Origin of the sequence: Synechocystis sp. PCC 7509, assembly GCF_000332075.2 — a bacterium.
Lineage (GTDB): Bacteria > Cyanobacteriota > Cyanobacteriia > Cyanobacteriales > Chroococcidiopsidaceae > Aliterella.
In genome coordinates this window covers 82,082-96,314 of the sequence record NZ_ALVU02000002.1, presented here as the reverse complement: position 1 = coordinate 96,314, position 14,233 = coordinate 82,082, and the positions used below count along the sequence as shown (strand labels likewise).

Here is a 14,233-nt window from a genome sequence, read left to right as displayed (position 1 = left end):
CTGTAGTACACCTTTTCTGACAGTTGGGCGATCAGAAATATGTCTCTTTCAACAATAGTAATTGAAGTAGATTTTTCAGCAAGGACACTTGCACTTAAAAGCCCAGTAATGCTTCCATCAATTACAATATCACTTTTGTTACTTTTGATTTGCTCATTATACATAGGGGTTTATTAATTAATTATGTGTTGCAAGCCTCTTTTAAAAAGAATAAACTAATTGTTCCAATAATTTAACTTTTTGAATGTTTAATATTGATGGATTATAGCTATAAAAGTCTACTGTGCCAGCCTTGGTTATACTCGACCGCACTTGCAGTCCTAACTAGCATCTTGGTAAGTACCCCTTTAAAGGCACAAACACCCCCTTTGCAAGTTCCGGCTTCCCAAGACGTTCAGCCCTTTCCTACACCCCTTCCCTCTCCCGAACTCCCTCGATCCTTACCGCCGCCCGAAGAATTATTAGAGCCAAATAGACCTACCCCTACACCTCCCGAAAGTCTTCCTGGCGTACCGCAAACAATTAGTGTTGAAAGCTTTAAGGTAATTGGTAGTACCGTATTTAGCCCCGAACAACTGGCGAAAGTTCTTGCTCCCTTTACTAATAGACCAATTTCCTTTACTGAATTATTCCAAGCGCGTTCAGCGATAACTCAACTTTATCTTGACAATGGTTATATTACCTCCGGCGCTTATATCCCTCCCCAAACCCTGCGAGGCAAAGTAGTGACAATTACTGTTGTTGAAGGTGGCTTAGAAAATATCCAAGTTACGGGGACAAAATATTTGAACCCCAACTACGTCCGCCGACGAATTGAGATCGCCACAAAAGCTCCGCTAAATCGCAACCGCCTTTTGCAAGCCCTACAACTACTACAACTCAATCCCTTAATTAACAATATATCTGCTGAACTTTCGGCAGGAACCCGCCCCAACCAAAGTATCCTCGAAGTCCAAGTTAGCGAAGCCCAAAGTACCACTATTCAAGCAACGATTGATAACGGGCGAACGCCCGCCGTAGGGAGTTTTCGCCGCAATCTACAACTAAACGAAGGCAATTTACTCGGAATAGGCGATCGCATTAGTATTGGCTATAGCAATACGGACGGTAGCAACGCAATCGATACAAGTTACTCATTACCCCTAAATCCTCGCAATGGTACGCTTAACCTTAGCTATGGCACTACCTCAAGCAACGTTATTGAGCCACCTTTTGACTTGCTAGATATTAAGTCTGAGTCTCGCTACTACGATATAACTTTGCGCCAGCCAATTATTCAAACGCCAAGTCAGGAGCTTACTTTGGGTATAAGTGCTAGTCGCGTAGAGAGCGAAACTTCCTTACTAGATATCCCTTTTGCTTTGTCTCAAGGCGCTGATGAGCAAGGACGAACTCGGATCTCGGCACTGAGATTTTTTCAAGAATGGACTGGGCGCGATGCTCGTCAAGTAATTGCCGCGCGATCGCAATTTAACTTAGGTGTGGGGGCATTGAATGCCACGATTAACGCAGAACAACCGGATAGTCGCTTTTTCTCCTGGCAAGGACAGGCTCAGTGGGTGCGACTGTTAGCGCCAGAAACATTACTTTTAGTGCGCGGTAATGTCCAGCTATCAACTACCTCTCTTTTACCTCTAGAACAGTTTACTTTGGGCGGTTTGCAAAGTGTTCGCGGTTATCGTCAAGACCTACTGTTAACGGATAATGGGGCTTTTGCTTCGGCGGAAGTAAGATTACCCGTTTTGCGCGTGCCTGATTGGAATGCGGTTTTGCAAATAGCTCCCTTTGTAGATGTTGGCAGCACTTGGAATGCTGGCAGGGAGGCTCCAGACACTAATTCTTTAGCTTCAGTAGGTTTGGGTTTAGTTTGGCAACAGAGCGATCGCTTTACGGCGCGCCTCGATTACGGTATTCCTTTAATTTCTGCATCTTCCACCAACAGAACGTGGCAAGAAAATGGTTTATACTTTTCCGTGTTTTACAATCCTTTTTAAATAGATCCTAAGCTTCACAAGATTAAGGCTAATTAATTTGTGACTCATCAAATTGACTGTCCTGCTTGTCGCTCCTGCTCAAGAGGGGTTAGGCGCGAGGCAAGAGCGGTAGCAGGGAACCGGGGATGTTGAGGGCTTATACGCTGAACAACAAATCTTTACCTTAGTAACTTACTTCGTACAGTTTTCATAGCCTTATCTTGCCCTGCAATTAATCTTTGAATCCTAGCAAGCTTTGCTTCAGACAAGAATAGTTTTTGAAGTTTTGCAGGCAAGTTATCCCAATTTGCTATCATTACATCTACTAAGATTTCATAAGGTAGCCCAGTAGTATTCTTTAATCCTCTGAGACGTTCTACAGAAGTAGCTGAAAGCCTCATAGCTACTTTTACATATTCCATTTCTTCAATACTAGAATCTTGTTTACTATTTTCTTGTTTACTGGAATCTAGTAAGTAGTGACTTTCAATTGCTGGAGAATCTTGCTTGTACTTACAATCATCTTCATTATCTATTAAACTAGAATCTTGTTTTCTGTTTTCTTGTTTATCTATGTCGGTATCGCTAATAGTCTGCTTGTCTTCTTCAATAGCTTGTCCGCTTTTAGAAGCTATGCGGCTAGATTCGTATTGGTTATTGTCTTCTATAGTTGAATCTTGTTTTCTAGATTCTTGTAAATTGTTTACGTCTTTTGTGTTTGACTCTGAGTTAGAAACGGCTGATGTCTCAGAACGGCTAAATAAAGGTTGAGTAATTTTAATAGGACCAGTTGGAAGCTTCTTTTTTGGGCTAGCCATACGGTTATAATTTTCCTTTTAGTATTGCTTCTATAATTTCTTTGTAGGGTTCGGCAAGAGCTTTTTCTCCCGCTTCTTCAAGCGACCAACCCATGTGATTTGTTTGTTGGACTGTAGTGCTTTGCCTGACTGCGCTAAAAATGTGAGTCTTATCGAGTGTTGCCCCTAATGCTTCAATAGCAGCTTTGGACATTTTAGTTCGATTAGCTCCTGCCCATTGATCACGGGTCGGCAGAATACCAAGTAAAGTCGGAACTTTAAATTCCAGTTCTTCTAACTCTTTAACAAGTACACCAGTGCTTATTGCTCCCATCACACCCTTATGCGTACATTCTGTTGGAATAATTAGAAAATCAGCCGCAAGAATAGCGTTGTAGGTAAGGATTCCTTTAGAAGGAGGGCTATCTATCACTACAAAGTCATAGTTTTGCAGTATGGGCTTTAAAGCTCGTCTCAGAAATCGTTCGCGCCCTGGTTCCATTGCGATCGCATCGGCTGCTCTTGCCAAACTGTAATCACTAGGAGCAATATGTAGTTTGCCTTTTCGATCCTCATTTGCAGGCGACTGTACAATCTCTGAAATATTTATTCTATCTTCGTCAGGCAAGATTGCCTCAGCAACTGTCGCTAGTTCAGATAATTTATCTGACCATCCTAACCATTGGCTTAAGTTACCTTGGGGATCAAAGTCAACAGCCAAAGTTTTACCCTTCTCCGAGAGCATAGTGGCGAGATTTAATACAGTAGTAGTTTTTCCCGATCCACCGCTCAAGCAGCTTACAGCAATGACTGTAGCTTGTTTTAAGTCTGAGTCTTTTTTCATAACCTTCATAAAGATTCTTGGCTTAAAGAATCTTGTTTTCTAGATTCTAGAATATATCAAATAGGTTAAGTAAACCAATGGAAGATCGAGACACCAAAGGCGATTTGTATGAATATATGCTCTCAAAGCTAACAACAGCAACTACTAAAGGTCAGTTTCGCACTCCTCGCCACATTATTAAAATTATAATGAAGTTGATAGCGCCAGGTTCAAGGAAAATTATCTGCTAGACAGGAACCAACCAAGACAAGGGCATTAACCCGTTTAGATAGCGTTGCAGAAACTTTAGAAAAAACTAGCAAAGCTGTACATCCCGGTTAAAAGCTCTGGAGTACGGCTAAACCTATTATTACCAAAATTGCGCGTTGGTTGGGTGCAGTTACTGGTTCCCACCTGTTAGGTTTGTGACATCTCCCAAGCGTAAAGGCGTGGGGCTTCTAGACCTCACGATTTAGTTTTCTGTTTTTTTCTTTGCTTTGCCTTTTTTCGGGGAGCAAAAAGCTCTTTCTCAAACTCCCACAACTCTTTATAGGGGCGCTCTAATTCTTCTAGTTCTTCAATGCGCCCCTCAGCCTTTAATTTATCTCTGAGACTAATCAATTTATTCCATTCCCGGCAAGCTTTTCTTGCTCTTTCTCCAGGCACAGCTTTACAATTAACGCCTCTGAAAGACTTAGGTTCACGAAAGTAGTGGGTCATTTCCTTATACTTATACTTGTAGGAAGAACTTTAGTACGCATCTAAGGTTTAATTTACAATTTTATCAGCTTTATTAGGTTTTTCTATTAGTCAGATAACCCAGTTGGACACGGGAGCATTTGCTTAATTAAGTCAAGATGGAATTACTATACCAAGCTACATTCAAATTTCATGTTTCGAGTCTTAACTAAAGGATTTTCGCAGGAATTTAAAAGATGGACAGATGCCGTAAATACTGCCAATTCCCTCAAACCTAAATGCAAAAGCTGGCTGGAAGATATCAGAGTGTTTGATGATGAAAACTTAGTATGGGTATATAGCTTGTCGCATACCTATCCTCAATACATTGGGTCTGGGACTTATAGAAGATTAGCAATTTTATTTTTGCAAGAAGCCGCAGAAGAACAGGAACAAGTAGCTGATGATAGTAGCAATAATTCTCTGTAATCAAAGTATTTGTGGGCAAAAACCGCGTTGACCCTGCTATACCGATTAAATAAACTTCGTCCTATCATAGAAAATAGGTACAGAAATTGACGAAAGTCACTAAAATCATTGGCATCCAATATGAAGAAGACAAAAATTAGGAAGACTGATGGAATTTGTAATGGAGACGCTTGTATAGGTCGGACGCAGATCCCAGTTTGGAAGTTGATCGCCTTGTGTAACGATGGATGCACATTCGCAAACTTGTTGAGCGATTACCCAGATTTGACCAAAGATGACTTGAAAGCTGCCCAAACTTACTACACTCAAGAACGGGCTGAAATTGATGAAGCGATCGCATCTCAAAACTCTGGTGTAAAAATTGCTTAATTAACCTAGCTAAATATTTTAAGGTAATGGCTTTAGTTCCTTGTAAAGAATGCGGAACTCTCAATAGTTCTGAAGCAGAAATCTGTTTAAGCTGCAAGTACCCCAGGGATAATTCATTTTGTAAAAAATATTAAAATGATGGAGAAGAAAGAGTTGGAGAACAGAAATGGAGGCAAGCCTAATTCAATCCCTTCAGGAAATTAAGGATTAAGGATTTTCGAACATCTTAAGGCAATACGGTTCAGTTAAGGCTAAAAGCGTTATTGATAATGTGGAAATTGGGAGCCTCAACTCGCTGTCCAGTACCTCTGTGCTTTTGTTTTTTGGAGCGAAACTTTGATACAGGTTTTTTCACAACCCTGGGGTTACACCGATGAACCCGTTCGGGCAACAAGGTATCCAGAATCTCTATGGTCAACCAATCGAAAAAAGGGGCAAATCATGGGAGTTAAGACGTTGAAACTTAGGTACAGCACGACGGATAACTCGTAAAGTTCCGGTAAAACTAAGACGTAATGGAGCAACTCTAGCACTGGTTGCAGCTTGAAAAATTAACGACCGCACAGCCCAATGCCCTAATAGCAAACCGTAAACTTCTTGCACCACCTCCCGTGGTTTTTGAGAACGAATAGGAGTTTTTCGTCCCAAAAGATGTACTTTGAGTTCATCAATCGTATTCTCAACTTCCCAACGTTGATGGTATTCACAAGCAAGTAACTGGGCTGGGAATTTTTCAATATCCAATAAGCTTGTAATTAAGCGATATCTAATCTGTTCTTCTGGCTGCTCAGGATTCTCAATCGTGTACTCGATAACTCTTACCAATATTGGTTCAAAACCCTTTTTTCTAAATTTGCCAGATGGATAAATCAAACTCAAATACGAACTATCATCTAAAGGTTTTTCGTTTAAGAATTTAACGTTGGTAGGAATTCTTCCTAAATAGTCATAGCCTTTACCTACTGTTGCTTGCACCATAGCGTAGGAATGTAAACCCCTATCCCACATCAACAACATTCCTGATGTGACAGAGCGTAATAGCTTTAATGCCCTTACTCGCTCTCCAATCCGATATGGACACATTAATGCGTCGAATATTAAATGCGTTCCAGCCTCTACCAAAATCACTAATCTAACTTTGGGAAATGCGGATCGCGTCCCAGGACGACTACCCGGACGACCAAAAACCCTTGCATTTTCATCACTATCTGGGATATCTAAGCGAGTTCCATCAATCACTACAATTCGTAATCCGTTGAGAAAGGCTCCTATTGTTTCGCTGTGTGCCATTGGTCGTACTAACTGATGAAACAATTGCCTCATGACCTCTGCTCCTAATCGCTGTCTGGCTTGGGTGATAGCCGATTTACAGGGAAATCGCCAATATTTACCTACTTTTACCCATGCCTCTGAAAGACCATCAATAAGATTTTTTAGTACATCGCGCATGGAATCTCTTGACCACAGGCTCATTGCTATTACCAGGCAAACTACCAGTTGCGCTGGTAATGAGCAATGACGTTCCTCTTCAACTTTAATTTTAGCGATCGCCTGTTTGATTGAAGTTGCTGGGATAGCTGTCTCTATTGCCTTGAATATTTCAGTACTTTGTATCTTGGGAGACACTAACGAAAATTCCTTGAGATGCACCTTCCTTAATTTCCATTTTTGGAAACAATACCTAATTTACAACTATTTGACCCTTAACTGAACCGTATTGCATCTTAAGGTAGACGCTATCCTCTATGGCTGATTTTGCTATTAATGATTATGGGAATAATAAGTGGATGCCGAAGTTATTATGCACTGGAAGACTTTGGGGTGCGACACTATTAAGCAGTGAGCGAAAAACTAGGATTAACGGTAACTCGCCTGCCATCGGACACGACTTTTCGTCGCATTTTACAGAAACTGGATTTTCAAACGTTGGCACAGTAGTTCGAGCAATGGGCTAACAGCACTTTCGATACCGAACCAGGGGAGTGGATAGCGATTGACGGCAAGAGCATTAAAGGAATAGTCACAGATTAAGGGACGGCTTATCAGAACTTCATCGGCTTGGTTTCTGTCTATAGCAGTCGCCAAGGAGTAGTGCTTGCCAGCCAACAGTTTGAATCGAAAAAGAGCGGGGAATTGAAAGTAGTGCAAACAATGCTTAAGGCATTGCATTTAGAAGAAGTGGTGTTCACCATGGATGCCCTGCACTGCCAAAAAAACTACCAAGCTAATCATAGAGGGCGGCAACGATTATGTTATCACAGTCAAAGCTAATCAACCCCGACTATTGGCGCAACTTAAAACCAAAACCGAACACCAAAAGCCATGTCATCGGTTTGTTGATGTAGAGAAGATTCGTGGGCGAACTACCTGCCGAATTGTACAGGTCTTTACTGAACTTAAAAGCATTGCCCTCGATTGGGTAGGAGTGCAAAGCCTTGTTCAAGTTGAACGCATCGGCATCCACTCAGGTAAACGATATTTACAGACTAACTATTACATTAGCTCTTTAGTCTCAAAGGCTACTACATTTGCTGCTGGGATTCGACAGCATTGGGGAATTGAAAATCGTTTGCACTGGGTGAAAGATGTAATTTTGGGGAAGACACTGCCCCATTCACTAACTCCAATACTGTCACCAATTGGTCTGTTATCCGCACTATTGCCATCAATCTTGCTCGAATGTCTGGCTATGATTCTCTAACCAAGGCTGAACGATTTCTTGCCCATGACATCAACAAAGTATTTTCCCTTCTAGAATGAATTATCCCTGGGGTATTTCGGACTGTGCTTATGTCGCCATTTAAATGGGAAAGATGAGTTCATTGAATTGTGTAGCGGCTTCAGCGCTGAGGGGTCGGCTAAAGAGATATCCTTGTACAGCATCACACTTGACAGAACGCAAAAATTCCAATTGCGCTAATGTTTCTACACCCTCAGCAATCACCTTTAAATTTAGCCCATGTCCCAAAGTGATGACTGATGTAATAATAGCCGCGTTTTTTGGATTTGTCGTTAGGTTACGAATAAAAGATTGATCGATTTTTAACGTGTCCAATGGGAAGTACATTAAAGAACTGAGTGAAGAATAGCCAGTCCCAAAATCATCTATGGAGACGTGGATCCCCAGGGCCTGAAGTTCCCCTAAGACTGAGATGGTAAAGTCCACATTTTGCATGACAAGGCTCTCAGTAATTTCTAGTTCCAAGTATCCAGGTTCAAGTCCTGTTTCTTTTAGAACTTGGGCAATGGTTTTAACTAAATTTGGTTGTTGAAACTGACGAGCTGAGAAATTGACTGCGATGCGTAATGGTGGTAGCCCAGCTAACTGCCAGGCTCGATTTTGAGTACAAGCAGTTCGCAGTACCCATTCCCCAATAGGGACGATGAGACCACTTTCTTCTGCCAACGGAATAAACTGAGCAGGCGGAACCAATCCTAGCTCAGGACGCTGCCAACGAAGCAAAGCCTCCATTCCCACAATCTCACCAGTGTTTAAGTCTACCTGCGGTTGGTAGTGCAACAGAAATTCTTCCCGCTCTAGCGCTTTATAAAGATTGTTTTCTAATACTAGTTGTCCAAGTGCCTTAATATTCATGGTAGGGGCATAGAACTGGTAGTTGTTTTTGCCTAGTTGCTTAGCACAGTACATGGCGGTGTCGGCATTCTTAACCAAAGTTTCAGCATCTTCCCCATCGTAGGGAGCCAGGGCGATCCCAATACTGGTTGTGATGTGAAGTTCCTGATTCCCAAAACAAAAAGGAGTACTAAAGGTATCCAAAATCCTCTGAGCAGTCTTGCGAACATCTTCTGCACAGCTAATTTGAGGTAGCAGCAGGGTGAACTCATCCCCTCCCCAGCGCGCAAGGGTATCCACTTTCCGTAGACAGCCTTTCAGTCGTGACGCTGCATTTTGTAACAACTGATCTCCGACGGCATGACCCAGGGTATCGTTGATCGTCTTGAACCGATCCAGGTCTAGAAACACCACAGCCAAAATTTCTCCGCGACCGTGGGCGTTAGCTAAAGCTAAAAAAATTCGCTCATTAAACAACGCACGGTTTGGTAAATCAGTCAGCAGGTCGTGAGAAGCTTGATGTCGAATTATTCCCTCCACCCGCTTTTGCATCACAGCCATATATAGGTGAGTACCCAAGGATTGAGCCAGCTTAATTTCTTCCTGAGTCCACATTTGGATCTGTCCTTCTTTGATTTCTCGCCACGCAGCGAAAGACTTCCTTGGCAGCAGGTTGCGCTCATCCTCATTCCAATGACCTGCCCATAATATTTCAGTATCAATTTCATTGCGAAAAATGCTCAGGTAACCCACGCACTGTTGATGATACTGTAACGGCACAATCAAAATTGACCGAATTGGGGTTGACTGGAAATCTGGGATTAAAGCCTCAAAAGCCGGCTCTTGATATAGATTATTAATGGTGTATGGCAGCGGGACACTATTTTTGCCAGTAAAGTCTCTCTCATCGTTACCTGCTTTAGATTGCTGTGCCAATCTCACAGCAGGCTTCCAAGGGACACTTTGTTCTTGATGACATTCAATACATTCTGGGAAGCTACCCTGGAAAGAACTGAGCATTTGTTGCCAGATGGGACGTTCTTCTAGCTGAACCACAGTTGGCTGCTCTCCGTAAGTATACAACTGCCCAAGCTGACCGCTCTCATGCCCTGTGAGATATAGCCTGCCCCCAGGGTTGTGTTGCAAAAACTTAGTGAAGACAGAAAACCCCTGTGGCAGGAGTTGAAATTATGCAACTACCCCAAAGATTTGATAGATAAAGACAAGTCGCTCTTTGATGGCTCCCCTGGGAAACACAATAACTTGTCCTTTTCTAACCATGTTCAGAGTTTCATATCCCCGAATGGTTCTTCTTGCAGTGTTGAAGGAGCCAAATCCCATTCCTGGTTTGACTAATCGTTTTATCCCCCGATGGTCTTGCTCCACAATATTATTGAGATATTTAATCTGTCGTAATTTCACTACTTCGGGTAACTTATTGGCAGCTTTGAGTACGTTAATCGCTTTTGGATAAGCAGGGTTTCTTATCCACAGTGATGACTCTTGGTACGGAAGTGTGAATTGCTTTCAATGTCTTACGCAAAAACCGTTTCGCCGCTTTCGCATCCCGCTTCGCTGTGAGGAGGAAGTCTAAGGTGTTCCCTGCCGAATCGACTGCTCGGTATAAATTACTTCTGCTTGCCTTTGACCAAAATATAGGTTTCATCTACCCGCCATGAGTCATTAGTAAGCTTTAGATACGGTCTGACTCGTTTGTCCATTTCTGGACTATATTCTTGCACCCAACGGAAGACGGTGCTGTGATGTATATCTAATCCCCGCTCGTTCACCATCTCTGTTACTTGGCGATAGGAAAGCGGATAGCTTAGATACCACCGAACACAACGTAGGATGATTTCTGACTGATAATGCCGCCACTTGAAGGGGGATTTAGAATTCATTAGAGGCCGGTACAATGATTTTCTCTAGCGGAATTATTTCAGCCTACCATTTTTTGCAACACAACCCTATTTTTTATTTTAGTTATTTAACTTTTTGCGTATTCAAATAGTCGAGTTTTCAACTTTTGGGCATTTTAAACTTTTAAAATAAGCAAGTAGCCATATACTCCTAGTGGATATAAACTATTAATAAATTACTAAGATTTTAACTTTTCGCGTACTCAAAAATTCAAAAGCTTAAAAACTTGCGTAATTAAAAACTCAGCAATTTACAAATTCAAAATTTTGATAACTCAACTATACTAAAAACGACCTCCTAGTTTTAGACATTTGCGTACTCAAAAGTTCAAATACCTAGCGATTCAGCTTTTTGACACTCTCAATACTCAAGGGTTCATACCACCAATATGATTATCACAGTTGCATCGTTCAAAGGTGGCGTTGGTAAAACTACAACCGCAGTTCACTTAGCCGCCTACTTACAACCCAAAGGCGAAACCCTCCTAATTGACGGCGATCCAAACCGCTCGGCAACAGGCTGGGCGAAACGCGGAAATCTACCATTCAAAGTAATTGACGAGCGACAAGCTGCTAAACACGCCCCAAACTATCAACACATTGTCATCGATACTCAAGCTCGACCAGAGCAGGAAGACTTAGAAGCACTAGCTGAAGGATGCGATTTACTGGTATTACCCACTACTCCTGATGCCCTTTCCCTTGATGCTTTGATGCAAACTGTTGATGCTCTTAAGTCATTAGGCTCGGAAAAATACCGCATTCTAATTACTCGCATTCCGTCCAAACCCCGGCGGGATGGAGCGGAAGCAAGAGAGATGTTAAGCGATGCTGGACTACCTCTATTTATTGGAGGTATCCGCGAAGGAGTAGCTTTTCAAAAAGCTGCTCTTGCAGGTGTTCCAGTTAATTTAGTTTCCGATCCACGCGCCGGGATTGCTTGGCGCGATTATCAACACATCGGTCAGGAGGTGATGAAGTGAGTAGCAAATTCAAAAGTCTTTTAGATGCGGCTAAGGGCAAAGAGTCAGAGCCAGAAGAACTAGAAGCAAAGCAACCTCAGTTAGTTGAGGACGTAGAGCAGCCCCTAAAACGGGGAAGACCCAAAGGGAAGCGATCGCATCCTGACTACGAGCAGGTGACGGCATACATAAAGAAGGACACCTACCAAGAGATAAAGATAACGTTGCTGCGGGAGGGTCAAAAGCGCGAGTTTAGCGAGTTGATTCAGGAGTTGTTGGAAGATTGGTTAAAATTGCGTACTTGAAAACTTAAACTTTCAATCTACAGTTGAATTTACGGGAACCCTTTAAATGGGGCAGATAAGCGCGTAGCTGACGCTAGGGGCAAGATAGCTCAAAATTATTATGCTGTAAGCTTTTCAAAAGGTTAAAACCGAGCAGTCAAGGCTGAGGAGAATATTGGATGTTTTTGCATAAGCCCTAGATTTGCGGGAATAGCGAAAATGAGGTTGGGCATTATCACCTTCGCGCCTCTTGTCAGCAAAGCTTTTTTTCCAAAAGAGTATCAAAAAGTATGACATCCAAAACACATCCATTGGCTGAAAAGTCCGCACAGCAATAGTTACAAAATTAAATTAATCATTGTATGTGCTTGTAACCATTGATATACATAAGTTATAGCTATTTTATACCCATTAATGACTCCCCCTCATTGTATAATGATCTCCCCCTCGTTGAACAATTACTTGCTTGAAACCTTCACTTGGTAAGGGTTTTAAGAAAAGTTACAAGCACGTTCATATTGCTCCAAACGCAATTTTCTAGTCAGAAAACCTAGGACGCTATTGTATTTAAGCAACTTAAAGTAGGGTTGAGCCGAGAACCGAATAATTTAATGCCGCTTTGATCCTAAGACTTACTATTTTTTTAAATTTCAGCTATAGCCCATATTGCTCGGCTAATGCCTGCTAACTTTAATTAGCAGATATAAATTGATTCAATCATTTTTTCTGGTATGACCAGCCTGCTATAAAGCCTTGGGTAGTAGCAAGAGAGATTAAAGGAAGAACTGTGTTTGTGTACGCAGACCTAATACTGTCTAAATTAAGCAAGTTATTTTTGTCAGATATTCTCAAGTCAGTTAAATACGATTCAATATATTTATTCCATAATTGTTCGGGAAGATAATTGTAAGAAACAGTCAAGCCTACATATTGAAGCTCAACCAATTTAGCAAAATACTTATCTACTGAAGGAATATTATTAGACTTGCTAGAATTTACTGATGGGATTGTCGGGATTAAATTCCATAGCTGGTCATGAGCAACAAAAGACCAGGGTAAATAATGATCGAGAGAGATATTGTCTGTAGTTAAAATTATATTAGAGTAGATACATCGAACATCAGTATGCTCTAAAACAAGTTGCCAAAATTTAGTTTGGCTATTTAGTGATTCTCTTTGTTGTAGAGGAAATAATTTATGTACAACGTTAGGAACACTTGGATTGCATCTTTGCATATACTTAAGCCATTCCCAAGATACCCAACCTCTAATAATTGAATAGTTTTCAGCAATATATTCTACCCAGTCTTGATGGAAAATGATTGCCCTGCAATCTCGTAGATACTCTGAATCAAAACAATAAATTGGCTTTTTTACGTCAAACTGGTGTTTAGCAAGATTGATGAGGACTGGATTAACTTCAATATCAACTAAACCCTTAGTTTCTTGGGCAGAGAAGGGACGAATTAGCCGAAAAGGAACATACCTGCTTATAAAACTATTAATATCCTCAAGATTTTGCAATTGAATTGTTTTTCGTAATAGCTTTTTATCTGCATCTTTAAAATTTAAAATTGGTTCAGTAATTTCTAAGCTTAGAGTGTCTAGCTTATTGGCAATGTGGTCTGTTGTTCCAAAAGACAATTTAAAGTAATTGTGAGGATACCAAGCATTTGCCAGCATCTCTATAATAATTTCCTCAAAATTAATAGGTAATGAAGTATCAAAATGTTTTCTTCTAAGAATATCTAATAAGGATAGAAAAAACAGGTACTTATAAGAGTTGGTTGTATTGTTGAAAATTTGAGATAGAACTGAGACATTAACCCTTGGCGATGGGGGCAGTTCTTGAATTAAAGTTGTCTGGCGCGCAAATGTCAGACCGCCTAAGTAGTGTTGTATGAAGTCTTCTCCAGCAGATGTATTGATATTGTGCAAGGCTTGGACAATTTCAACAACAGTTTCCGCAGAGGGGTCTGTTTGTTCGTTAAACCAACGCAAGACAATAGGAAGCTCAAAACCTAACTTAGTTGCCAGCAAGCTTTGGCTGATGCTGTAAGAATTTAATACTTGTCTCAGTGCCTTACCCGCTTTTCCCATAATTTTGCCTAGGAAGAAAATTTTATTTTGTCTCTTTATCACTTTTCATACTTTTCTCTATATTTTTTGATAGCTCCTTTGAGTTTCCCCGCAAGTTGTGGGGGATTGTCCATAACTGACAGAAACAAGTCCCGGTCATGATTAGACAAAACTAGCTTTTTATAGGAGTCTACTTCCTGTTTGGCGGCTGGTAACAGATGAAATAGGGGGTTGTGTTGCAAAAAATGGTAGGCTGAAATAATTCCGCTAGAGAAAATCATTGTAC

Annotated in this window: 15 protein-coding genes and 1 pseudogene; 8 read left to right on the top strand and 8 right to left on the bottom strand. The window is 41.2% G+C overall.

From position 1 onward, the window contains the following. Nucleotides 1-332: 332 nt before the first annotated feature. Nucleotides 333-1,994 carry a ShlB/FhaC/HecB family hemolysin secretion/activation protein gene (locus tag SYN7509_RS0221645; RefSeq protein ID WP_227501573.1) on the top strand — a complete coding sequence of 554 codons (1,662 nt, stop codon included), beginning with the start codon at nt 333-335 and terminating at the stop codon, nt 1,992-1,994. A gap of 158 nt (nt 1,995-2,152) precedes the next feature. On the opposite strand, the gene SYN7509_RS0221640 is transcribed toward SYN7509_RS0221645, so the two are convergent. Both SYN7509_RS0221640 and SYN7509_RS0221635 read right to left on the bottom strand, forming a co-directional pair. Continuing rightward, a complete protein-coding gene (locus tag SYN7509_RS0221640) occupies nt 2,153-2,791 on the bottom strand; it encodes a hypothetical protein (protein WP_028954494.1) in 639 nt (212 codons plus the stop codon). A gap of 4 nt (nt 2,792-2,795) precedes the next feature. Next, nucleotides 2,796-3,614: a ParA family protein gene (locus SYN7509_RS0221635; protein ID WP_148298157.1), complete on the bottom strand. Its 819-nt coding sequence runs from the start codon at nt 3,612-3,614 to the stop codon at nt 2,796-2,798. Nucleotides 3,615-3,691: 77 nt separating this feature from the next. Between SYN7509_RS0221635 and SYN7509_RS28820 the strand changes: the two genes are divergently transcribed. Continuing rightward, nucleotides 3,692-3,844 carry an N-6 DNA methylase gene (locus tag SYN7509_RS28820; RefSeq protein WP_009630459.1) on the top strand — a complete coding sequence of 51 codons (153 nt, stop codon included), beginning with the start codon at nt 3,692-3,694 and terminating at the stop codon, nt 3,842-3,844. 214 nt (nt 3,845-4,058) lie between these two features. On the opposite strand, the gene SYN7509_RS0221630 is transcribed toward SYN7509_RS28820, so the two are convergent. Further along, nucleotides 4,059-4,313 (bottom strand): hypothetical protein, encoded by a 255-nt coding sequence (locus SYN7509_RS0221630; protein WP_009630460.1) that lies wholly within the window; start codon nt 4,311-4,313, stop codon nt 4,059-4,061. 171 nt (nt 4,314-4,484) lie between these two features. On the opposite strand from SYN7509_RS0221630, the gene SYN7509_RS0221625 reads away from it, so the two are divergent. Together SYN7509_RS0221625 and SYN7509_RS28815 are read left to right on the top strand one after the other, a co-directional pair. Beyond that, complete coding sequence (locus tag SYN7509_RS0221625; protein WP_009630461.1) at nt 4,485-4,760, top strand: hypothetical protein; 276 nt, start codon at nt 4,485-4,487, stop codon at nt 4,758-4,760. Between the two features lie 120 nt (nt 4,761-4,880). Then, complete coding sequence (locus SYN7509_RS28815; RefSeq protein WP_009630462.1) at nt 4,881-5,129, top strand: DUF433 domain-containing protein; 249 nt, start codon at nt 4,881-4,883, stop codon at nt 5,127-5,129. Nucleotides 5,130-5,543: 414 nt separating this feature from the next. Here the strand turns inward: SYN7509_RS28815 and SYN7509_RS0221615 are convergent, their stop codons facing one another. After that, nucleotides 5,544-6,716: an IS4 family transposase gene (locus SYN7509_RS0221615; RefSeq protein WP_432205690.1), complete on the bottom strand. Its 1,173-nt coding sequence runs from the start codon at nt 6,714-6,716 to the stop codon at nt 5,544-5,546. Between the two features lie 200 nt (nt 6,717-6,916). On the opposite strand from SYN7509_RS0221615, the gene SYN7509_RS30280 reads away from it, so the two are divergent. Continuing rightward, on the top strand, nt 6,917-7,084 hold the full coding sequence (locus SYN7509_RS30280; RefSeq protein WP_158506180.1) for a hypothetical protein: 168 nt from the start codon (nt 6,917-6,919) through the stop codon (nt 7,082-7,084). Nucleotides 7,085-7,323: 239 nt separating this feature from the next. Then, nucleotides 7,324-7,830, top strand: a complete 507-nt coding sequence (locus SYN7509_RS29360) for an ISAs1 family transposase (RefSeq protein ID WP_009630465.1) — start codon at nt 7,324-7,326, stop codon at nt 7,828-7,830. Between the two features lie 99 nt (nt 7,831-7,929). Here the strand turns inward: SYN7509_RS29360 and SYN7509_RS26705 are convergent, their stop codons facing one another. Continuing rightward, the gene (locus SYN7509_RS26705; RefSeq protein ID WP_051482664.1) at nt 7,930-9,759 is read right to left on the bottom strand and encodes a bifunctional diguanylate cyclase/phosphodiesterase; all 1,830 of its coding nucleotides are present in this window, start codon (nt 9,757-9,759) and stop codon (nt 7,930-7,932) included. A 132-nt stretch (nt 9,760-9,891) separates the two neighbouring features. Beyond that, nucleotides 9,892-10,604: pseudogene (locus tag SYN7509_RS26700) on the bottom strand (IS6 family transposase). A 407-nt stretch (nt 10,605-11,011) separates the two neighbouring features. Here SYN7509_RS26700 and SYN7509_RS0221595 point away from each other — a divergent pair. Next, a complete protein-coding gene (locus SYN7509_RS0221595) occupies nt 11,012-11,605 on the top strand; it encodes a ParA family protein (protein WP_009629946.1) in 594 nt (197 codons plus the stop codon). Next, nucleotides 11,602-11,889 carry a hypothetical protein gene (locus SYN7509_RS0221590; protein WP_009629945.1) on the top strand — a complete coding sequence of 96 codons (288 nt, stop codon included), beginning with the start codon at nt 11,602-11,604 and terminating at the stop codon, nt 11,887-11,889. The genes SYN7509_RS0221595 and SYN7509_RS0221590 overlap by 4 nt, the downstream gene beginning before the upstream one ends. Before the next feature lie 696 nt (nt 11,890-12,585). Here SYN7509_RS0221590 and SYN7509_RS0221585 read toward each other — a convergent pair. Then, nucleotides 12,586-14,010: an HNH endonuclease domain-containing protein gene (locus SYN7509_RS0221585; protein WP_227501572.1), complete on the bottom strand. Its 1,425-nt coding sequence runs from the start codon at nt 14,008-14,010 to the stop codon at nt 12,586-12,588. Continuing rightward, nucleotides 14,007-14,228, bottom strand: a complete 222-nt coding sequence (locus SYN7509_RS26695; RefSeq protein ID WP_009629943.1) for a type II toxin-antitoxin system TacA family antitoxin — start codon at nt 14,226-14,228, stop codon at nt 14,007-14,009. The genes SYN7509_RS0221585 and SYN7509_RS26695 overlap by 4 nt, the downstream gene beginning before the upstream one ends. Between the last annotated feature and the right edge of the window lie 5 nt (nt 14,229-14,233).

Excerpts from the sequence above, each read along its gene's own strand:
- SYN7509_RS0221640 (WP_028954494.1), bottom strand. The coding sequence starts at position 2,791 with ATGGCTAGCCCAAAAAAGAAGCTTCCAACTGGTCCTATTAAAATTACT.
- SYN7509_RS0221635 (WP_148298157.1), bottom strand. The coding sequence starts at position 3,614 with ATGAAAAAAGACTCAGACTTAAAACAAGCTACAGTCATTGCTGTAAGC.
- SYN7509_RS28820 (WP_009630459.1), top strand. The coding sequence starts at position 3,692 with ATGGAAGATCGAGACACCAAAGGCGATTTGTATGAATATATGCTCTCA.
- SYN7509_RS0221630 (WP_009630460.1), bottom strand. The coding sequence starts at position 4,313 with ATGACCCACTACTTTCGTGAACCTAAGTCTTTCAGAGGCGTTAATTGT.
- SYN7509_RS0221625 (WP_009630461.1), top strand. The coding sequence starts at position 4,485 with ATGTTTCGAGTCTTAACTAAAGGATTTTCGCAGGAATTTAAAAGATGG.
- SYN7509_RS28815 (WP_009630462.1), top strand. The coding sequence starts at position 4,881 with ATGAAGAAGACAAAAATTAGGAAGACTGATGGAATTTGTAATGGAGAC.
- SYN7509_RS30280 (WP_158506180.1), top strand. The coding sequence starts at position 6,917 with ATGCCGAAGTTATTATGCACTGGAAGACTTTGGGGTGCGACACTATTA.
- SYN7509_RS29360 (WP_009630465.1), top strand. The coding sequence starts at position 7,324 with ATGCCCTGCACTGCCAAAAAAACTACCAAGCTAATCATAGAGGGCGGC.
- SYN7509_RS0221595 (WP_009629946.1), top strand. The coding sequence starts at position 11,012 with ATGATTATCACAGTTGCATCGTTCAAAGGTGGCGTTGGTAAAACTACA.
- SYN7509_RS26695 (WP_009629943.1), bottom strand. The coding sequence starts at position 14,228 with ATGATTTTCTCTAGCGGAATTATTTCAGCCTACCATTTTTTGCAACAC.